This window comes from Sphingomonas sp. BE138, assembly GCF_031456125.1.
Lineage (GTDB): Bacteria > Pseudomonadota > Alphaproteobacteria > Sphingomonadales > Sphingomonadaceae > Sphingomonas.
The window spans coordinates 69,115-89,530 of sequence record NZ_JAVDUC010000009.1 but is presented as its reverse complement, the minus strand read 5'-3'; the positions used below and the strand labels follow the sequence as shown (position 1 = coordinate 89,530).

The 20,416-nt window shown below is 63.7% G+C and carries 18 protein-coding genes; 8 read left to right on the top strand and 10 right to left on the bottom strand.

Annotated features, from left to right (window positions below):
- Positions 1–5: 5 nt before the first annotated feature.
- From traC to J2Y58_RS12760, 8 genes are read right to left on the bottom strand one after another with little or no spacing between them, the layout of a single operon-like run.
- Entirely contained in the window at positions 6–2,585 is a 2,580-nt protein-coding gene (gene traC / locus J2Y58_RS12795) for a type IV secretion system protein TraC (protein ID WP_066773547.1), read from the bottom strand.
- A complete protein-coding gene (locus J2Y58_RS12790; RefSeq protein ID WP_310103670.1) occupies positions 2,582–3,604 on the bottom strand; it encodes a conjugal transfer protein in 1,023 nt (340 codons plus the stop codon). Before J2Y58_RS12790 ends, traC begins: the two co-directional genes overlap by 4 nt.
- A complete protein-coding gene (locus J2Y58_RS12785) occupies positions 3,601–4,473 on the bottom strand; it encodes a DsbC family protein (RefSeq protein WP_066773299.1) in 873 nt (290 codons plus the stop codon). Before J2Y58_RS12785 ends, J2Y58_RS12790 begins: the two co-directional genes overlap by 4 nt.
- Positions 4,460–5,803: a TraB/VirB10 family protein gene (locus tag J2Y58_RS12780; protein WP_310103668.1), complete on the bottom strand. Its 1,344-nt coding sequence runs from the start codon at positions 5,801–5,803 to the stop codon at positions 4,460–4,462. Before J2Y58_RS12780 ends, J2Y58_RS12785 begins: the two co-directional genes overlap by 14 nt.
- Before the next feature lie 3 nt (positions 5,804–5,806).
- Complete coding sequence (locus J2Y58_RS12775) at positions 5,807–6,562, bottom strand: type-F conjugative transfer system secretin TraK (RefSeq protein ID WP_066773423.1); 756 nt, start codon at positions 6,560–6,562, stop codon at positions 5,807–5,809.
- Positions 6,563–6,621: 59 nt separating this feature from the next.
- Positions 6,622–7,194 (bottom strand): type IV conjugative transfer system protein TraE, encoded by a 573-nt coding sequence (locus J2Y58_RS12770; protein WP_066773304.1) that lies wholly within the window; start codon positions 7,192–7,194, stop codon positions 6,622–6,624.
- 1 nt (position 7,195) lies between these two features.
- Positions 7,196–7,486 (bottom strand): type IV conjugative transfer system protein TraL, encoded by a 291-nt coding sequence (gene traL / locus J2Y58_RS12765; RefSeq protein ID WP_066708113.1) that lies wholly within the window; start codon positions 7,484–7,486, stop codon positions 7,196–7,198.
- Between the two features lie 59 nt (positions 7,487–7,545).
- Entirely contained in the window at positions 7,546–7,866 is a 321-nt protein-coding gene (locus J2Y58_RS12760) for a TrbC/VirB2 family protein (RefSeq protein WP_066708110.1), read from the bottom strand.
- A gap of 418 nt (positions 7,867–8,284) precedes the next feature.
- Here J2Y58_RS12760 and J2Y58_RS12755 point away from each other — a divergent pair, with 418 nt between their 5' ends.
- The 4 genes from J2Y58_RS12755 (at position 8,285) to J2Y58_RS12740 (ending at position 12,068) form a co-directional block, all read left to right on the top strand.
- Positions 8,285–8,746: a hypothetical protein gene (locus J2Y58_RS12755; protein ID WP_066773308.1), complete on the top strand. Its 462-nt coding sequence runs from the start codon at positions 8,285–8,287 to the stop codon at positions 8,744–8,746.
- A 188-nt stretch (positions 8,747–8,934) separates the two neighbouring features.
- A complete protein-coding gene (locus J2Y58_RS12750; protein WP_184116619.1) occupies positions 8,935–9,366 on the top strand; it encodes a hypothetical protein in 432 nt (143 codons plus the stop codon).
- 578 nt (positions 9,367–9,944) lie between these two features.
- The gene (locus J2Y58_RS12745) at positions 9,945–10,802 is read left to right on the top strand and encodes a replication initiator protein A (protein WP_066773312.1); all 858 of its coding nucleotides are present in this window, start codon (positions 9,945–9,947) and stop codon (positions 10,800–10,802) included.
- A gap of 447 nt (positions 10,803–11,249) precedes the next feature.
- Positions 11,250–12,068, top strand: a complete 819-nt coding sequence (locus J2Y58_RS12740; protein WP_310103661.1) for a helix-turn-helix domain-containing protein — start codon at positions 11,250–11,252, stop codon at positions 12,066–12,068.
- 145 nt (positions 12,069–12,213) lie between these two features.
- Here the strand turns inward: J2Y58_RS12740 and J2Y58_RS12735 are convergent, their stop codons facing one another.
- Positions 12,214–13,188: a lytic transglycosylase domain-containing protein gene (locus J2Y58_RS12735; protein ID WP_310103659.1), complete on the bottom strand. Its 975-nt coding sequence runs from the start codon at positions 13,186–13,188 to the stop codon at positions 12,214–12,216.
- Between the two features lie 27 nt (positions 13,189–13,215).
- On the opposite strand from J2Y58_RS12735, the gene J2Y58_RS12730 reads away from it, so the two are divergent.
- A complete protein-coding gene (locus J2Y58_RS12730) occupies positions 13,216–14,508 on the top strand; it encodes a hypothetical protein (RefSeq protein WP_310103657.1) in 1,293 nt (430 codons plus the stop codon).
- Positions 14,509–14,548: 40 nt separating this feature from the next.
- Here the strand turns inward: J2Y58_RS12730 and J2Y58_RS12725 are convergent, their stop codons facing one another.
- Positions 14,549–14,818 (bottom strand): hypothetical protein, encoded by a 270-nt coding sequence (locus J2Y58_RS12725; protein WP_066773327.1) that lies wholly within the window; start codon positions 14,816–14,818, stop codon positions 14,549–14,551.
- Between the two features lie 241 nt (positions 14,819–15,059).
- On the opposite strand from J2Y58_RS12725, the gene J2Y58_RS12720 reads away from it, so the two are divergent.
- From J2Y58_RS12720 to J2Y58_RS12710, 3 genes are read left to right on the top strand one after another with little or no spacing between them, the layout of a single operon-like run.
- Positions 15,060–15,302, top strand: a complete 243-nt coding sequence (locus J2Y58_RS12720) for a hypothetical protein (protein ID WP_310103654.1) — start codon at positions 15,060–15,062, stop codon at positions 15,300–15,302.
- Positions 15,299–16,159, top strand: coding sequence for a toprim domain-containing protein (locus J2Y58_RS12715; protein WP_310103652.1), 861 nt, complete (start codon positions 15,299–15,301; stop codon positions 16,157–16,159). The genes J2Y58_RS12720 and J2Y58_RS12715 overlap by 4 nt, the downstream gene beginning before the upstream one ends.
- 36 nt (positions 16,160–16,195) lie before the next feature.
- Positions 16,196–20,413 (top strand): strawberry notch-like NTP hydrolase domain-containing protein, encoded by a 4,218-nt coding sequence (locus J2Y58_RS12710; RefSeq protein ID WP_310103650.1) that lies wholly within the window; start codon positions 16,196–16,198, stop codon positions 20,411–20,413.
- Positions 20,414–20,416 lie beyond the last annotated feature (3 nt).

The window sequence follows — 20,416 nt, the reverse complement described above, 5'->3', positions numbered from 1 at the left end:
GACGGTCACTCCGCGGCGATCGGAAGCGCGTCGTCGCCGGCGTCGCTCCACTTTTCAGGGTTCTCGGGGTAGGCGACGCGCTCGATCGCCTCTTCCATCGTCAGACCATGATCGAGCAGGTCGTGGATCGCCGCGAAGGTGCGCGGTGAGGACGAGAAGACGGTCGCGGAGTAGGGATCGAGGACGAGGCGACCGACCGCCATCGATTCCGGACCTTTGATGAGCACGTCGGAATATTCGACACCGTTGCGCTTCAGCGAGCGCATCAGCGCATCCGTGTAATCGTCCATCTCGAAGCGATCGTGCTTCTTGAAGTCGGCGATCGTCTCAGCCTTCTGCTGCAGCACGACGAACCAGTCGCTGTTCTCGAGCGCCGCCTTGGAGCCATCCGACTTGTAATAGTCGTTGATGCTCTGGGTGGCGGTGACGAGCGAGGCACCGTACTTGCGGCAGGTACGCGCATAGGCCTCGATGAAGTCGGCCATGGAGCCGCCCTTCAGCATCTGCCAAGCCTCGTCGAGGAGCAGCGCCTTGGGCACGGAGCGATCCTCGCGGCGCATCGCCTGGCTCGCCATGAACATGATCGCGGTGAGCGCGACCGAGCGCAGCTCCTCGCGCGACGACAGGTCCGACAGCTCGAAGACGGTCAGGTTCGCCTTCAGCTGGAACGACACGTCGCCGGTGAAGAAGCGGCCATAGGTGCCCGCGCTTGAGAACGGGCGCATGGCGATACCGAGGTCGGTCGCAACCGGATTACCCGTCTCCTCGAGGGCAGCGATCACGTCATCGATGCAACCGCTACGTCCCTTCGCCGCCCAGACCTTGTTGATGGCACCGTCGATCAGGCCACGCTCGGTGTCGTTGAGCTTGTCGATGTGCCGCGCCATCTGGTTCACGATGCTTTTCAGCATCGCAAAGCAGTCCATGAGATAGTCCTCGTCCTGCCCGGCAAGCTCAGGGTCGATCATCGCGAACGGGTTGATGCAGAAGCCGGACGCCATGGTGAACTCGACGAAGGCGCCGCCCTGCAGCTTGGCCGAGTGCTCGAACGAGCGACCGTCGTCGATCACGACGACCTTCGCGCCGGCGCCAACCATCGAGGCGCACAGCTCCTGCAGAGCGACCGACTTGCCCGAGCCCGACTTGCCGCACACCGCGACATTGTGATTGCCGGCGGTGTTCTCGAACGGCGACCAGAAGAACGGCTGTCCACGCCGGCCAACCAGCATGAGGTGCGGTTGGAGGCCGCCCAAATACTCGCCCTGCAGCGGCATGAGGCTCGCTGCGGTGGTGGTCAGCACCGTCCGCATGCGCTTCATGTTCTTGAGGTCGAATGACAGGCCATTGGCCATCGTCATCGGCATGGCAGCGAGCAGGCCCTGGATCTGCAGATAGCGATCGTCGAGCAGGTCCCAGCCTGCGGCGCGGTACACCGACTTCAGCGTCCGCTCGTTCGAGTCACCCTTGCCCTTAGGGCTGAACGAGGTGACCGAGAAGAAGGCCTGCACGAGCTTGCGGCCCTGGCGCAGCTCGTCCTTGACGAACTTCCACTCGGCCGACTGATCCTTCAGCTGCGGCAGCATGCGCGCCGACTTGGAGTCCGCGAGGCTCGTGGTCCGCATGAACTTGCGACCGGCGCGCTGCCCCTCGGCCTCCGCATCCGGAAAGTCGAGACACAGGTTGGTCGAGACCGGGCAGGGCATGCGCAGCTTGTCGGCGAACATGTCGCCGATGAGCTTGGCCATGTCCCACGGCGCCCAGCGCTGCGGCAGGTTGCGCACCGAGAAGGAGCGCACGTCGAACGTGTCGGGATAGATCTCCCCGATCTCGGGTGCATTATCGACCGTCTTGCCGGTCGGGCGGAAACGTTCGGTCCGCAGCAGGATACGATCGGGTTCGATCTTCATCTCGAGGTCGTGACGCACCGCCTGATCGGCGATGGGATCGAACGGATTGTAGGTGATCGTGTCGTCACCCGGTGCCGTCGTCGGTGAGGTCAGGTCATCGATCCAGGTGATGAGCGCCTTGGGATCCATGGCGCGCGAATGGACGCCGATGGACTCCAGCGCGGACGCGAGGCCCTCCATCACGGAGACGATTTCCTCGTTGGACACGCGGCTCGATTCCGGCGTCGAATAGGAGATGGCGAGCCGGTGATTGCGCATGTGGAAGGGCGCTGCGGACGACAGCGAGTTCCACACGCCACCGAGCAGATACTCGGTACGGTGCTTGGCCATGCGCTCATAGACGCCGGCCGCCGAATAGCGCGGCAGATACCACTTGGAGAGCAACTCGCTGATGCGCGGGCTCATCCAGCCATGAACCTGCAGCGCGCCCGGCGTCGGAATGCCTTCAGAGAGGAATTGCGCGAGCATTTCATGGCTCTGCTCGGTCGCGCCGAGCATCGGCGTGCACTCGAGGACGAACCCGCGGGTCGCGCTATTGTAGAAGATCTTCGTCTTCGGGTCGAAGCTGCGATACGGCAGCCAGTGAACGAAGCGCGGCACCGCCGTGTCGGGCCGTCCGCCCTCGGGCTTGGCATTATCGCCAAGGATCATCGCCAGCAGGCCGCTTAGGAAGCTCATTGATCCACTCCGGGGAATGAGGGAGCGCGCAGCACCGGTACGACGCCGTTGGCCTTGGCGGCTTCGCGCGCGTCAGGCTCGACGCGACCGAGCCCCGCACGGATTGCCGGGTTTGCCGCGACCGATGCGATCGCGGTCCGACCCGCCTGGGTTGCATGAAGCGGGACGGTGACGGCCGACGTCGCCGTTGGCGTCGTCGCGACAGGGCGAACAGACGCGGAAGGGGAAGGGGCGGGGGTTTTGGCGGGGCCGACAGGCTGTGTCGTCGCCGTTCGCGCCTGAGGCGGGGAGGCAGGAGCCACGGGTGCAGTCTGGACGGCTACCCCTGTCGACGCAGGGCGGAACGTGGGCCGGGTGGCCACCGGCACGCGTCTCGGATTGCGCGCAAGCTGGCGAGCGACCTGGTCCTTGATGTCGCCAACAGGATCGGCCTGCACGCGCGCAGCGGCAACCGCAGCCGCGCTCGGCATGTCGGGATCAAAGGCGGGATCCGCGGACGCGGTGACGGGGGGGTCGGCCCGATCGACCGCGGCGAGGAGAGTATCGCCGCCCGTCGCCGATGCTACCTCGGAGGGCGTGGTCGCAACCGCGTTCGCAGCGAGAGCCTGCTGCCACTCGCCAAGCTCAACCACGGCATGAATGGCGGTCTGCTCGCGAAGGCGACCCGCCGCGTCGATCTGCGCGGGGAATACGATGCGCAGCACCCGCTCTTGGCTACGCGCCGGCGCGGCTGATGCGGCCTGGAAGCCGCCACTTACCGAGCGCGCGGCGATACTCTGAGGGCCGCGACCGTCGCTTGCGGGCACGCTGTAGGGACCAGCGGGCGTAATCATGCGATCGCCGTCCTCGCCGGCGATCATCGCCAAGGCGCGATCATCGATCGTCGAACTCGGGGCGCAGATGCCATCCGGGGCGACGCACGAGAAGTTGCCCTTGATGTTGCCACCCATCGTCGTGCAGCTGGCAAGGCCAGTGCCCGCGAGGATGAGACCAAGCGCTCCGATTTTGGTAGGGTTCACGACCGCCCTCCCGCGATGAAGGCGGCGAGCGCCTCCTTGGGCCGGTAGCCCTCGATCATCGCACCGTCGGCGCGGACGATGACGGGCGTGCCGGAGAGACCATGGGCGCGCGCGAACTTCTCGTTGGCGTCGAGGCCCGACGTGTCGCAGGTGCCGGCATTGCGCAGCGGCTCACCGGCGTAGGCCTGATGCAGGGCCTCCTCGCGGTTCTTGGCGCAATAGACCTGATTGGCGAGGTCGCGGCTGCCCAGGACCGAGATGGGGCGCTCGATCACGCGGACGTTCATCGTGCGGAGCGTGTTGGAGAGCGCGCGGCAATAGCCGCAGCGGAAATCGCTGAAGACGGTGACCGTCTTGCCCGAAGGCTTGCCCCAGACGATCGCGCCGGTCGCCGGCAGGCTCGTGAGCGAGAGGTGCTGCGGCGCTGCAGGTGCGGTGGGCTGGGACCCGGCACCACGCGTTAGCGGTGCTTCGTCGCTGCTTGCGGCGTTGTTGGCCTTAGCCGCCCCGCCGATGAGCGTGTCGGGATTGATCTCGAGGAGCCGGGTGGCGGTCAGGTCCTGCCGCGTCTCCATGTCGTAGACCCGGCCGATCATGAGGTAGCGGCCCGAACGATCGACATAGAAGAGATTGCTGCCGGCAGTCACTTCACAGAGGCCGTCGACGACGCCGCAGTCGACCTTGGAAACGTCGGTTCTTGGCAGCCGTGCCTTGAGGAGCGCTGCGACCTTCTGGTTGGACGGCGACATGATTCCGAGATCCGCCGCAGCGCCAGCGGCACCGATGCCGACGACAGCCGCGCAACCCGCGATGGTGGCGATGAAGCGAGGACGAAGACGCCAGAAGGCGATGTAATCAATTGCGGACATACACACCCTCCAGGAAGACGATTTCGACGTCGACACCCGTCGGCATCTCAATGACGGGCTGGTACTGCTCGGCGCGCTCGATCAGGTACTTGGAGACCATGTCGCCCGCCTCGCCGATGCCGTTGCCGACGCCGCCCTGCGCGATGTCGCCGAGCCCGAGCTGCTGGCGCTTGCCGTTGGCGAGCACGACGTTGCCGGGCTGCAGCGCGATGTTGGTGTTGGCCGCGAAGCCGCGCCCGATCCCGCCGACGAGGCCGGCGATGAAGGCTTGGCTCACCAGCGATCCCTCGCGGCTGACGACGCGACCCCGCACGCCGGTCTTGCCGCCGAATGCGATGAAGCCCTTCACCTCGGACTCGGCATAGCGGCCGCCCGGCTGCGGGCAGGTCATCTTCTGCAGCTTGATGTACACCTTCTCGCTCGACAGCTCGCCGCGCGCGGCGCCGTTGATGAGGCAGCCCTGGATCTTGGTGGTGAGCAGCTTGCCGTTCTGGAGCACGGAGCGCGCCGGCCCAGTGATGCGCAGCACGACCGGCAGCGGGTCGGTCTGGCTGTTGACGCCCGCCGCGGCGTCGACGCCGACGATGACCTTGGCGGTCGCGAAGCTGTTCGCGGGCAGGTAGTTGGGGCTGTCGGTATAGACCGTGCTGCCCTTGGCGATCTTGGACGCAGTGCCGCGATCGGTCGAGTTGAACGACACCATCTTCACTTCGCTTAGGCGAGGCGCGGAAAGATCGGGACCGGCAGGCGGCGCGCCCGCGCCGCGGCCGTACACCGCAGCGCTGCCCGGGCCGTACATCGCCTGCGGACCGGCCGGGACAGGCGGCGGGGCGGCCGCGCGCTCGTTCACCTGCCTACGCAGCTGCTCGTTCTCGGCCTGGTAGGCCGAGACGACACGCTGGCCGTCCGACGACATCGACTGGTTCTGCGCCTTCAACGCGTCGATCTGCTGCGAAAGCTGCGCGACACGGGCGTTGGTGCCGTCGACGCTCTTCAGCTGGTTCTCGGCTGACTGGAAGCGGTTCTCCGACAGCGCCATCCACTCCTGCTCGGAGAGGGTCCTGTTCGCCATGTCGCCGACCGACACCTTCACCTGCTCGGGCTTGTCGGGGTCGATCTTGCGGGCGTTGTCCGAGCCGCCAAAGATCCAGAACGACGAGGCAACGAGGCCGACCGCGCCGACGCTTGCGAGAAGCATGCGCTGCTTCTTCTTGGTCTCGTTGTTGCCGTCGAGCTCGGACGCGATCGGCGATACGCCGTCCGTCTCTGGGGCGGCCTCGGGGCCGTCGAGCGGCTTACGCGACCGCGAGAAGATGTCCTTGATGGCCATGGCTTAGTTTCCGTTCCGCGAGACGAGGTAGGCGGTCGTGACCCGACCCGGTGCGAGCTTGGGCTCGGCGATCGACACGGCGAGGGCGCTGGCGGGCGCGACCTGTGCCTCGGTCAGAACCTTTTCCTGCGTGCCCTTGTTCTCGATCCGCAGAACGCGACCTGTCAGTGCCTCGCCGCGATATTCCGAGATCATCTGGACCTTGAGGTCGCCGACGTAGACCGGCTTCAAGGAGCGCTGGCGCAGCTCGTAGCCATCGACCGACTTGTTCGCGTACATCGCCTGCACCAACGACACCGCCGCGTCCTCAGGAGTCGACGCAGCGGCGACCTTGGTCGGTGCCGCCTCGGCCGCGTCGGCCTTGGCGATCGCGGGGTTCGAGAGGAACACCTGCACCGCCTGGTCGCCCGCGATGCGGCAGGCGAACTTGTAGACATAGCCGCGCTTCGACGTGCCGAAGAAGGAGAGCGTCTGGCGGTTGAAGCCCTCAGGAACGGACAGGTAGATGTCGCCGCGAACTGGCTCGTTTACGACCGAGAAGTCGTCCGACGGGTTGCCCGTGTTGATCTTCGAGACACCGGCAAACTCGTCGCCGACGAGGCTGATGCGCGTCAGATCCTTGGCCGACGCGGTGCACGACACCTGCGCGCCGTCCGCGACCATCAGCGTCTGGTCGCTGGCTGCGAAGGCAGGCGCGGCAAAGACAAAGACCGCGACCGCGATGAGCGCCGCGCCGGCGATGCGGCTGAGCCAGCACATTGTGCGCGAGGCGAGCACCGTGCCGAGTGCAGCGCTGCCGAAGGCGTAGAATGCGTCGGTCACAGCGAGCCTCCCAGGCGGCCCTTCGGCTGCGCCATGCTGAATCCGACCAGCTTCAGGCTCATGCCTGAATATTCCCAGTCGTAGATGAAGGTGCGCGGCTCGCTCGACACGATCTTCTGGCCGACCACCGTGCTGAGCTTGCCGGTCACGGTCGACTGCAGGTGCTTGGCGTCGATCTCCATGCCCTCGAGCGTGAAGAACTGGCTCATGCTCGAATTGCGCTGCTCGTTGACGATCTTCAGCAGGTCCGCCTTGATCGTGCCCTGCGCTCTCGGGGAGACGATCGCGAGGACCGACTTCATCCAATAGTCGAGGCTGCCGGGCGATCGGTTAAGCGTCAGGACCGCCGTGTCGCGGGTGACGAGCTCGAGATATTCGCGCGACACGCCGCTGCTGGAGACCGTCACCGGCGATCCGAGGACCGGCTGCAGGACGATCTCACGACTACGGGTCGCGGACATGAGGAGAAGGAGTGCGACGGCGCCTGCCAGCACAAGGGCGGCGATGCCGAGAAGATTGCGCTGGCGAAGGACACGCTGGCTCTGCGCGTGCTGGTAGGAATAGTCCATGTCAGCCCACCATCAGTCGGAGATAGGAAGGTGGCGTGGCCCTGAGAGACGGAAAGCCGCCGGGGAGGTGCCAGTATGCCAGGTGGATCAGCCAGGAAGTCGCCCGTCCCGCCTTGGCTCGCCGCAGAGCCCACCAACCCAGGATGGCAAAGCCGATCCCGATGACGATGTGTTGGGACAGAATCCCCCAGGTAAAGGGGATGACCATCGCTAGGAACTCGTCCAACGTCCAAAAGCCAATCAGCTCTGGATCATCCAAGTGCGATGGGATCACGTACTTATCGGCTGACATCACGCCACCTTCAGTGACGACGCCGGCGGAGCTGCTATCTCCGCCGGTGCCGGATCGAGTTAGATGGTGGCGGTGACGGTCGAGGTGACGATCGGAACGCCGGTGCCGGCGCCGACGCCCACGCCCACCGGGATCGCGACCTGGCCGAGCGAGAAGCGGCCCGAGGCCAGACCGACGACACCGCCGGCCAGCGACAGCACGGTGATGATCTTGCCGCCCGAACCCTCGAGGAAGCCGGTGAAGGCGTTCAACGCGGTATCGAACGTGCCGTCGGCACCCGCGAAGGCGGGCGAGGCCATCACGGCCGCAGCCGCTGCGACGCCGAGGGTGGCCAGCGCGGCCGTCTCGACGCGACGGCCCATCTTGAGCATGGTCTTCATGACGAAAGGTCTCCTTTGATTGAGCGCATTTCAGCGCGCCCAACCAAAGGCTCGACCGGAAAAAAAATTCGCGCAATCGGCCGATTTAGGAACTGGTAAGGTTGCCGTAAGTTTTTTCTGCGATTGCGACGAAATGAGCTTTGCCAGCTTACCAATCAGGCTCTTGTCCCGCGCTTCGGGACGACTTGTCCGCCCCCACGAACATCTGTCCGCGTTTACGACCGCCTGTCCGTAATAGCGGACAGCTGTCCGTATTGCCGGACAGGCGTCCGCGTGCGAGGACAGCGGCGCGAAGGCCTTAATCCCGCGATGCGACTCCGCTCTTTGATTGTGTTACACAACGCGGACTCGATGGTGCTAAAACGCCGCGGAGAGGTATTTTTCAGGGTGTGCTATCAAGGTGAGGACTTCTTCTAAGATGACGGCGGGTGAACGCGCCTTCGATCTAAAGATCTCGGAAACGTTCTTTCGGCTCGTAACCGAAAGCATCCGGCTTTTCTCGAACAAGAAGAAGAGACTTCTTTCGATCAACGACGTGGTCAACGATCGATCTTCCTCGGCCGCCCAAATCAAGGATACCTACCGACCAGGCTCGTTGAAGGAGCATCTGCGGATCATCCCAACTGATGGCGATGTCGGCCTATCACTGACGATCCTCGAAAGCAGCGCTGAGGCGATCGACGGTTCGATCCCAGACCTTCAAGAGGTTATCGGATCATCAGTGAGTTTTGCGTCCGCCGTTTCACTGGTCCTCTTCGACTTCATCGTTGAGGAGAACACGACGGAGGTGATTAATAAGCTGGGGCTGGACGTCGAGGACGCTCAGGCCTTTCGAGCTGCGGCAAAAAGAACCGAAACGAACGTGATTCCAATCAGGTAGCACCTCGGAAACATGAAATTAACGTTAACGGCAGGGTTGCCATTCTGTCATTTTCGGGCGTACCTGAGTCGAAGCTAGCGGGTGGGGAGTGCCCTGAGGTGGGAGCGTCTAATCCTTACAATTCTGGCGAAAGCAGTAGCAGCGCCAAGCCAGAACTTGCCGACTTCCTCCTCGCGAGGATGAAGGAATTGCGGGTCACGTTCCGCGTGCTCGAGGCTTCAACGCCGATGATGAAGCGGACGAGGCTCCACTGCATCCTGCATTCGGACACGGCCAAGCGCCGGCCGATGCGCGTGGACGAGGCCCAGGCGATCTGCGCCGCGCTCGGCATCACGCAGTCAGAAGCGTTCTTCGGGACCGAGCTGCTCGGCTGCATGTCGGGTGACGATCGCGAGGAGGCCGCAGGCCTGACGTCATTCCTCGCGACGATGTTCGGCGGATTGGCGCCGAGATTGGCGAACGCTGTGTCCGCGATCGGCGGCTTGGATCTAAGCGACGTGAAGGGTGAGCACGGCCAGCAGATCCAGCAGCTGGTATGTGAGACTTTCGAGCGAGGGTATGCGGACCTGGCTGAGCGCAAGGGGCTCCGGCTGCGAAAGAGAGAGGCCGACGGGCTCTAACGGCACCTCGACTGAAATGATGGATTGGGCACCGCTTCAGGTGCCTTTTTTTTGGCGCTGTGAGCACCGCCACGCCGTCCCGGCCAGACCTCCCGCCGCCCTGCCATCTCGCGTCCCTTAGGGCTCCTAAAGCATCTGACGCCCCCTGGGGTCGGAAGGGGAGGGGGAGGTTGAACGCGGGCTGGAGGACCGTGTGCAGCAGCAAACGGGGATGATGCCGTTTGAGCCGAAGCCGACACGGTGCTACGGCAAGGCATGGCTTACGCTTCCGTAATCCAGACCCCCCTTACCGACCGCTACACCGACACAGCCTCTCGCGTTTTCAAAAGCACGAAGAAGGGCGGCCGGGCGGCCTGGACCTGTCCGAAATCGGCAGAAACAGGGCCTAGAAAGCCGGTTTTGGGGTCGAATTTCGTGCTTTCGGAAACGCCAGCGGCCGAATTTTCGTGCTTTCAAAAACGCGAGAGCACCGGAAGCGAATTATCAAAAACACGAGAGCGTCGAGGTCACTGGGGATCCCGGCTGAACCCGATCCGCTCTCCTCGGCGAATGCCGAGACACATGAAGGTAAGTTGACAATGGCGGAGCAAGAACAGGGCGAGCTTTTTCTGCTCGACAGTCCTCTCCACGGACCAGTCCGCGGAGAGCGGTCACTCATGGCATGGCCGTTCTTCGCGTTGGCGAAGAAGGCCTGGATGCAACCGCTTACCTATAAAAAGGGCGACATCTCGATCGAAATCGGGCCGGGACCAAAAGGGGTGGCCACGATCTACGACAAGGAAATCCTGCTCTATATCGCCAGCCTAATGGTTTCCAAGGTAGAGGCAGGGAAGGCCATTGGGCAGGAGTTCAGCTTCAGTGCGAACGACCTTTTCAGCGTCACCGGCGTCAACAAGTCGGCTAGGTCCTACACAAGATTGTCTGAGGCTCTTGAGCGACTTCAAGGCACACAGATCAAGACCAACATCGAAGCAGGCGGGGAAGGCGAGGAGGGCTTTTTCTCGTGGCTACAAGAGGCCAAGCTGCAATACAGCAAGGGCGAAGGTGGCGTGAAGCGCCTAAAGGCGGTCAAGATTCGCCTCTGTGACTGGCTGTATCGGGCTATCATGGTCGACCGCCAGGTCCTCGAATACGCATCCACCTACTTCCAGCTCGGCCCGGTCGAACGTCGACTCTATGAGGTTGCGCGATCGCTGTGCGTTGACGGTCAGACTACCATTCCGCTTGAGGATCTGCGGCTGCAGATGGGCTACCAAGGATCCTCGCGCCAATTCAAATTCGCACTTACGAAAACCATCAAAGAGGACCCGATCCCTGGCTTTCGATTTGAGATCGAGGATCAAGGTCTCGGAACGGTGACGGCAGCCGGGCGAACAGTCCGCGAATACCTCGTCAAAATCATTCCAGAGAGCACGGTGAAGCGCCTCTCGTCATAGACGTTTCCGATTCGACGAAAGCCGACTCCAAACACGGCGCCACCAACTTCTCGCGTTGCCAAAAGCACGAATTGTTGTCCCGTGACGCGGGACGGGGCCGCCTACGTGTTTTCAAAAGCACGAACATTAGTCGCCTAATGTTGTCGAAAGCACGAATCACGCGTGTTTCGCGAATGGCTGTCGTGCGCCACTATGCGGCCGCCTGGGTCGCAGTCCGCGACCTGGAAAAAATTGGGAATGGCTGTGACCACATAAACGAATGCCCGGCACGAGGCCGGGCACCCTGAGACCGCTATGTCCGATGCCGGCAAGCATCGAAAGAGCCGTTGTACGCTCAAGATATACTGGTTTCTGAGCTTCGGTTCAAGGGTTGCGCGCTTCGCGCCACGGACGAGTTATGCCCCGGTCCCGGCCCAATCTGAGGGCAGGAAATTGGCTGCAATAACAATGGCAGAGGCGGCTCTGGCCGTGCTCGGCGGTGCCCGCTTCAAGCGGAAGCCGTCGCGATCTGGCGCAACCCACCGCACTGGAGCGCCCGTGCGGCGCGACAGCATCGAGGCTGGTACGTTCGAAGACGCCTTCTTTTCGCGTCCCGGCAAAGGTGAGACCGACCGGATCTACAAGCGCGCTGCGGCGCTCAGCGCAGGACGGGCGAACCTGCGCGCCAAGATCGCGTACGAAGAACGAGAGCCGACACCGCGGGAGGCCGCTATCTTGCGCTTCAGCCGTAACACGCTGGCGGTCCTCGAGGCGTTGCTCCGGATCGCGCGAGTCCAAGCAGGCCGTGTGTACCCCACCCTCGACTATCTGGCGGAGACTGTCGGTATCGGACGCCGCACCGTCATCCGTGCACTCGCGCTTCTGACCGAGCTCGGCTTCGTTCTTGCCCAGCGTCGCTTCAAACGCGTCGAGATCGACGGCGTTGGACCACGCTATAAGCAAACCAGCAATGCGTACCGCATGCTCATGCCTGCTTGGATCGAGGCTCACCTTCCGCGCTGGCTGCGCCCGGCTCCTTTGCCCGCAGACGTCGTCCAGCAGGAAGCCGAGCGGATCGAGCAGACGGCCGCGATGCTCAGCTCACTGTCGCGTCGGGAATATGCGTTGGCGACGGTCGACGGCCAACTAGGCAAGGTTCTCGCGCGCCTCGGCGCCGCGATCGATGCCAAAGAGAGCGAGTGCCAACCTGACCCGCAACCGCTCCTAGATTCATATATGATTAGCTCAGAAAGACTTGGCCTAGCCGGCCAAGGCGTTCGCGCCTGAGGACGGGAGTAACGAAACCACACCGCTCATCTCGACCGCGACCCAAAGACGCACTGTTGGAGCGCCGGCTACGCCGTCGCATTGCTCCCGAGAGGAGCATGCGTTTTCTGGCGTCGATCATCGGGAGGGCGCGAACGCTGAGAGGTCAGAATTGCGCGAGTGCGACCGAGCGGTAGGCAGGTTGTGGCAAGGTCGAACGAAGTGCTTGTGACCCAGGCGCTGCGGTCAATCTCGACCAATTGGCGATGATGTCGGTCACATAGGCCTGCGTTTCGGTGATCCGGGGGACGAGGCCCCCGCGCACTCGGCCAGGACCGGCATTATAGGCAGCGAGCGCGAGCTGCACGCGGCCGAACTTATCGAGCTGCTGGCGGAGGTACCGGGCACCACCACGCATGTTCTGGTAGGGATCGAACCGGTTCACGCCGAGCCCCATCGCAGTGCCGGGCATCAGCTGCGCGAAGCCGAAGGCGTTTTTCGGCGATAGTGCAGTTGGATTGTAGCGGCTCTCGCGAATTATCATCGCGTCGAAGAGCCCAGTTGGAATGCCGTGTTCGCAGGCGATCGAGCTCATCATGCCATAGTAAATCGCTCGCCGACTTTCGGCCTCGCGCGAGAGAAACCCTGACGGCCGATACGCGAGCGGAGCACAGCCGGGAACGAAGGCTGGCGCCGTAAACGATCCGACGCCCGGTTTCATCCAACCGGGCACGCTGATGGAGGACGTCGCCGCTACAGCCGGGGCCAGGCTGTCGGATACGCTGACCTCGGGAACGATCGACGCGAGCTCCTGCTTCATCCGAAACTCAACGTAGCGGCGGCTTAGATCGTGCACCTTGAACTCAGGCGGGAGGTCAGGTGCTGGGAGGTCATCGGCGGGTCCGCCATCCCCCTCCGCCATTGGCAGCGCCGACGCGGTGGTCATCGAGATCAGCTCAACGCGCCGAACCTTGCCGCGCTTTTCAGGCGCGGCCGAAGCAGATGTGGCCAGCGCCACGCTCGCGATCGCCACACCGGCGTAAAACTTCTGCACAAAAACCTCCTCGACCCCCTGTTTAGAAGAGTGGAGATCAAGAGATTTGCCCTTGTCAAGACCGGGGCCGAGGGCGAAACTGGTCAAGAAACGTCGCCCAAAGGCTCTTCGAGCATGTGGTTGATCCATCGAGACACTGACGGAAAAGGCCCAAATCGCATCAAGCTTCCGCAGCCGCTGCGGGAGGCGCTGGTACGCTGGTACGTGGGCAAAGGCACCTTCCACGACGAGCAGGCCGGCATCACGCTCGTTCAGAACGCGCGCATCGGTCACCGCTGGATCGCCTGCAATTGCCTTGGAGCGGAGGCGGCCCCACCGATCCTCACACCCGCGTTCCTGTCCGAGGCGGAGACCTACTATCTTCGACGTCTGACCAGCGAGAAACGTCCCGAGCATCGTGCAGACTGCCCGTTCTTCCGCGACCAGGTGACCAACCGGATCACCGAGATCCGGTCCCACAACACGCCCACCGACCCGCCTGCTGGCTTTTTCGAGGTGCTCAGGCCCGCGCCGGAGAAGCTCTCGCAACGGCCGGAAGAAGACAGCAACGACGATCGGACGCGAAACGCGTCGACGCCGCGGCTGGCTCGCCTTCTATGGCGGCTAATGGACACGGCCGGATCCAACAGCGTCCCGCCGATCGGCGCAGGTCCGGAGTGGTCGATCAAGGAGGCCTTTGCCGCCATCCTCGGCGCGGCGGGAAAGATCGAGATTGCTCCCGGCATCGAGTTAGGCCGCGCCATCTGGACGCACGCCCGGCCGCTCGAGGCCAAGGTCGTGTATGCAACGCTGCGACGCCTCGCGGAAAACTGGCCAAAGGCGCATGCGCCGCAAGGCTTCGTCCTGCTCTATGCGACCGCGATCCAAGGGCACAAAATCTACGTGCCCGATGGTCCCCCCGTGGAAATTGCTAATCGGGTTCAGTCACCATCGGTGCGGGGTAACAGGATCAGCGGCCCGTTCCTCGTGCTGGTTGTCGCCGGCGAGTACCCGGAGGCCCATGGGTATGCGCCGCTGCGGGGGTACGCACAGCCGATTTACAATGGCCGGCTGTTCGTTCCGGTGGAGTCGGATTTTGAGCGGAAAACCCTCAAGCGGATCTTGGAAGCCCAACGGCTTCTCCGTTCGCAGTCAATTGATCTGGCGATCGGAAAGCCGCTCTTCGATACCATGACACCAGATGGCCCATGTCGTCCGGACTTCGTCCTCGAGGGGAGATCCCGCGAAACCGGGGAGCTGCGCACGCTCGTTGTGGAAGCGATGGGGTTCGACAACGACGATTATCTCGCCGCAAAGGCGGTGACCCACCCGCGCATGCGCCACCTGGGCGATCTGCTCACATTACGCCCGAGTGATATCGAGGACGATGCTGCGGGCATTCAAATCGCCAATGCGATGAGGCTCTAAAAGCCTCGTTGGACCGCTAAATAATTGCAGGCTCTCAGGATCAACCCCAGTTCATCGTCGCGGCGAAGTAACAGACTATGCCAAGTGTAACGGGCGTGGAAAGTAGGTAGAGCTTCTGCCAGCGCCACCATGTCTTCGGAAGCAGCAGAGCCGCACCGCGGATCGTGCGGGCATCTTGCCAGACCTTGGCCTGCCACATCTCGTGAAGCGTCACCGAAACCGACATGACCATGGCGATTCCGCAGCAGATTCCTGCCGCCAGATAGATGGCGACCCAGTTCGCGATCTCGACTGGCGAAAACTGAGACATCCACACCTCTTTTTAAGGCCGTGCGTCGACAAACAAGCACGGATCGATTCTAGTTCCTAGAGCACCCTACTTAGCTGGGCTTAGCGCTGGGTAAACGGGACGGATACGAAATCAGCCCTGATCTAACAGGGGTAGAGGAAGAGCGGAGGGGGGGAGAAAGGATGGGCTGCTCGGGTGGCCCGACATTCCCTTTCGGTAATGGTTCGCCGGTACAGGCGGCCAGGTACGAGGTCCGCTCGCCATGGAACGCTTCCTGCTCTTCATCCGCGACGACGACGGTCGCGATCAAACCCACATCCATCCCAGCGAACGATCGGCCCGCACGGCCCTAGCGGCTTATGTACGGAGCCGGTCCGAACCGAACGCCGATGTCGTCCCCCTCCACGACGACGACGCGATCGACAGCTATTTCGCCGCGCGGGACGCTGAGTATGTGATCGCGCGCCTGACGAAGACGATGCGACGCGAGGGGGATCCGGCATGACCCTGATCGCCAATCGTCCGTCACAGAAGCTAGTCGACCTCGTCGGCGCGCTCGGGGGAACCTGGCACCGGAACGTCGCGACGTGCCGCTGCCCAGCGCATACGGACAAGACGCCAAGCCTGTCACTCCGACAAGGCGATCGAGGCATCCTTGTGACCTGCTTTGCGGGTTGCGACCCTGCCGACATCCTGCGCGAGCTCGACCGCATACCGCTAGGCCAGCGCTATGAGCCACCCAAGGTGACCCGCGCAGGCGGCACCGCCAATATCGAGCGGTTGTGGAATGAGGCTCGTGCCGTGCCAGGAACCTGCGCGGAGCGCTATCTCGCGTCGCGCTTCCTACTACCGTTGCCGACCGACATTCGCTTCCACCCCCGTTGCCCCCTCGGCCCAAAGCCGCTCACCGTGTTCAAGCCGGCACTGCTCGTCGCGGTGCGCGAAGCCGACCGCCTGGTCGCGTTCCAGAGGATTTTCATCGACCCCGCAACGAGCGCCTACACCGAGAAGCAGACGCTCGGGACCCTCGGCAATGGGGCGTGGCGTGGCGGCGGTCTGGCTTCGACGATCGGGCTCGCAGAGGGTTTCGAGAGTGCCCAAGCATGGTCGCGCCTGCGTGGCATGCCCTGTTGGTCTTCGTTCGGGTCACGACGGCTCGACCTTCTGGCGGTTCCATCGTCGGTTACCCGGTTGATCCTGGCTGCGGATCGGGATCTCGCCGGGCGACGCGCTGTGGCTCGGAGCATCGAACGATATGCGTCCGACACCCTGACTGTCGTGCCGGACTTTCCGCCATCGCCCTACAAGGATTGGGCGGAGGTCCTCGAGGCAAAGGAGAGAGGAGGGGGAGGGAGGCGGTGAGCTGCCGGAATGGCAGCATGACCAAGGGAGCCTTCCATGTCCGACCTCCTCGACTTGCCGCCTGTCACCGATCGTCCGGCCGCACTCACGATCGCGCTTGCACTGGCGTCCGGCGAGCCGATCACGCGGCGCGCACTCAACAACGCCATGACGGCTGCGTTCGGAGGCACCGACGCGGAGGGCCGTTGGACCCAGCGCGACAGCTTCGAGATGCTGGAACACGCACTGGCGCTGCACGTCACCAAGCAGCCCTATCCGCTGGCTGACATCGCCGGCGTGACGCATGCCGCAGCATTGATGGAACGGCTCCCGACGCAAACGGTCCGCAGCGAGGAGCAGATCGAACTCCAGCAGTTTTCGACGCCGATCGATATCGGCGCGCTCGCAGCGGTCATGGCCGCGATCGGACCGGACGACATCGTGCTGGAACCGAGCGCCGGCAATGGGCTGCTTGCGGTTCAGGTGCCGCATCATGCCGGCCTGCAACTGAACGAGATCGATCCGCGCCGTCGAGAACGCCTGGCCAGCGTCTTCCCGAATGCCATCATCACCGGCCACGATGGGGCTGCGCTCGTAAGCCTTCACGCGTCGTTGGAACGGCCTACCGTCGTTCTGATGAACCCGCCGTTCTCGCGCAGCATTGGCCGCGGCGCCGACAATCTCGCGGCACTCCGCCATCTGCAGGCGGCGATCCGCCGGGTTTCGATGGGTGGCCGAATTGTCGCGCTCATGCCCGATTGGTTCGCGCCGAGCGCGCAACTGAAAGCGGCCTATGAAGCGGTGCTCACCGGCTGCACCGTCCGCACGTCGCTGCGGCTCGAAAGCTGTTACCGCAAGCATGGCACCGACATCGCGGTGCGGCTCTACGTCATTGACAAGGTGGCAGGCGGCACGTCGCACACCGTCATCCAGCGTCGTTCCGTCCTCGACTTTCTCGACGTGGTTGAGGTGCCTGCCCGAGCCGAGCTGGTGTCGGAAGCACGGAGCGCGAAGGCTCCCGCTACCGCGGTAAGTCTCTTCGGTGCCGCACGCACCGCGAAGCCGGCCGTGGCACGCACCTACCACAAGCCGGTCCGCAACGCCGTTCTGCCGGTCGGCTATACGACCCTGTCAGCTCCGGCACCGCTCGCAGACCAGGTCGGAGTGTATCTTCCGTATCGTCCGAGCCGCATCGTCTTTGACGCGGCCGGCGAGCACCCGACGGCACTGGTGGAATCAGTCGCGATGGGCTCGATCCCGGCACCCGTCCCTGCCCATATCCCGCACCTTCCCGAGCGCACCGTGTCGGAACGGATGCTGTCCTCGTCGCAGCTCGAGACGGTGATCTATGCCGGACACGCATGGTCGCAGATGCTTCCGGGGAGGTTCAAGCCAGACAAGGAGGGCGTGGGCCTCACCCTGAACGAGGACGGCCGCAGCTACCGGAAAGGCTTCTTCCTCGGCGATGGAACCGGGGCGGGTAAGGGTCGACAGGTGGCCGCGTGCATTCTCGACAGCTGGCTGCAGGGCCGCAGACGCCACATATGGGTGACCAAGAACGAGCCGCTCCTCGAGGATGCGCGGCGCGACTGGTCCGCCCTGGGCGGGATGGCGGGCGATGTGCAGCCGGTCTCCAACTGGAAGATCGACGAGGCGATCCGCCTCGAAGAGGGCGTCCTGTTCGTCACCTATTCGACGCTGCGCTCGATGCGGACCGAGAGCAGCCGCCTGCAGCAGATCCTAGACTGGGCGGGGCCTGATTTCGACGGTGTCATCGCGTTTGACGAGGCCCACGAGATGGGCGGCGTAGCGGGCGGCGAGGGTGCGCTCGGCAAGAAGGATGGGTCACAGCAGGGAATCTGCGGCGTCCTTCTGCAGAACCATCTCCCGGACGCCCGCGTTCTGTACGCGTCCGCGACGGGTGCATCCGACGTGAACAATCTCGCCTATGCGGTCCGGCTCGGCTTGTGGGGGCCGGAGACTGCGTTCGCCGGTCGCGAGACGTTCATCGCCGAGATCCGGAAAGGTGGCATCGCAGCCATGGAGCTCGTCGCCCGCGATCTGAAGGCGCTCGGGCTCTACACGGCCAGGGCGCTCAGCTTCGCCGGCGTCGAATACGACGTCCTGAAGCACGAGCTGACGCCGCTGCAGATCGAGATCTACGACACGTATGCGAAGGCCTGGAGCGTGATCCATCAGAATATGGAGGCGGCGCTCGAGTTTACCAACGTCGTCGACGGCCTCGAAGGCGGGACGCTCAACAGCGGCGCAAAAGCGGCTGCCCGATCGCGCCTCGAATCCTGCAAGCAGCGGTTCTTCGGTCAGGTCCTTCTCGCGATGAAACTCCCGACGGTCATCGCCGCGGTGGAACAGCACCTGAAGGCTGGGCAGTCGGTCGTGCTTCAGCTGGTGACCACCGCCGAAGCGATCCTCGATCGCCGGCTCAACCAGATGTCGGCCGAGGAGCGCGCCGATCCCACGATCGACCTGTCGCCCACCGAGTATATCGCCGACTATCTGCAGCGCGCATTCCCAACGCGCCAGATGGAAACCTATACCGACGATACCGGCACTGCGCGGTCGCGACCGATGGCCGACGAGGCTGGCAACCCGGTCTACAATCCCGACGCCATCGCCGCCCGTGAGGCCATGCTCGAACACATCTGCGGGCTTCCGCCGATCAAGTCCGCGCTCGACGCCTTGATCGAGCACTTCGGCACCGACCATGTCGCCGAAGTGACAGGGCGGTCCAAACGGCTCGTTTGCACATCCGAAGGTCGCCAGAAGGTTGAGACCCGATCAGCTCGATCGAGCCAGGTGGAGGCTGCGGCCTTCATGACCGGCACCAAGCGCGTGCTGGTCTTCTCGGACGCTGGCGGGACGGGACGATCCTATCATGCGAGCCTCGACGCCAAGAACCAAGAGCAGCGGGTCCACTTCCTGCTGGAGCCGGGCTGGCGCGCTGATCGAGCGATCCAGGGGCTCGGCCGCACGCATCGCACCCATCAAGCCTCGACCCCGCTATTTCGACCGGTCACGACGGACTGCAAAGGCGAGCTCCGCTTCACCTCGACCATCGCACGACGGCTCGATAGCCTCGGCGCGCTGACGCGTGGGCAGCGCCAGACCGGCGGGCAGAACCTGTTCGACCCGGCAGACAATCTCGAGAGCGAATACGCCAAGGACGCGCTCGTTACGTGGTTCCACCTCCTCGACAAGGGTAAGCTGACCAGCACGACCCTCGAGGACTTCTGCGCACGCACCGGGCTTGAGCTCTACGACAGCGACGGGTGCCTGAAGGAAGAGCTGCCGCCTATCCAGCGCTGGCTCAACCGCCTTCTCGCCCTGCCGATCGGATTGCAGAACGTGATCTTCGACGAGTTCCTCTCGCTCGTCGAAACGCGTGTCGCTGCAGCCCGGGAAGCGGGCACGCTCGACGTTGGCGTTGAAACCATCACCGCGGACACCGCTACAGTCGTCGACGATACGCTGCTGCGCACCGACCCGCTTTCGGGCGCGACGTCCCATCTCCTGACCATCGAGATCGCACGCAAAAAGACGCCGATTTCCTTGGAGCGCATCCTCACGACGGCGCAGTGGGCTGGCGATGCGGCCTTCGTCATGAACGGGCGGTCGGGCAAAGTCGCGTTGCAGCTACACGCTCGCCCGTGGATGGACGAACAGGGGCAACCGATCCCTCGGCTCGAACTGCAGCGCCCGTGCCGGCGTGAATATATCGGCGAGACCGACCTGCTCGAGTCCGCTTGGGACGTGATCGATCGGGCCACGTTCGAGACCAAGTGGGCCGAAGAGGTCGCCGAACTGGCAGGGCAGACCGAGGTCGAGACGATCCGCCTCGCGACGGGCCTGCTTCTGCCAATCTGGTCGGCACTCCCGTCCGATCATCTCGCGGTGAACCGTATCGTCGACGGACAAGGCAACTCGTGGCTGGGCCGCCTCGTGTTCGACCAACACGTCGTCCAGCTCTACACCAAGCTGGGGATCGCGAAGAGCGAGGACCTGCCTGTCGATGCAATCGCACATTCGGTCATGTCGGGCCGCAGCGTCGACGTGGTTCGGCCGTTCGAGATGACGATCCGCCGTTCTTTCGTGAACGGTGCGCAGCGAATCGAGATCGAGCGCGCTCCCGCTCAGCAACTTGCCTACCTCAAGGCGCTGGGATGCTTCACGGAGATCATCGCCTATCGGACGCGCGTGTTCGTACCGGTCGGCGAGGCCAGCACGATCCTCGAGAAGCTCCTCAAGGTGGCATGAAGG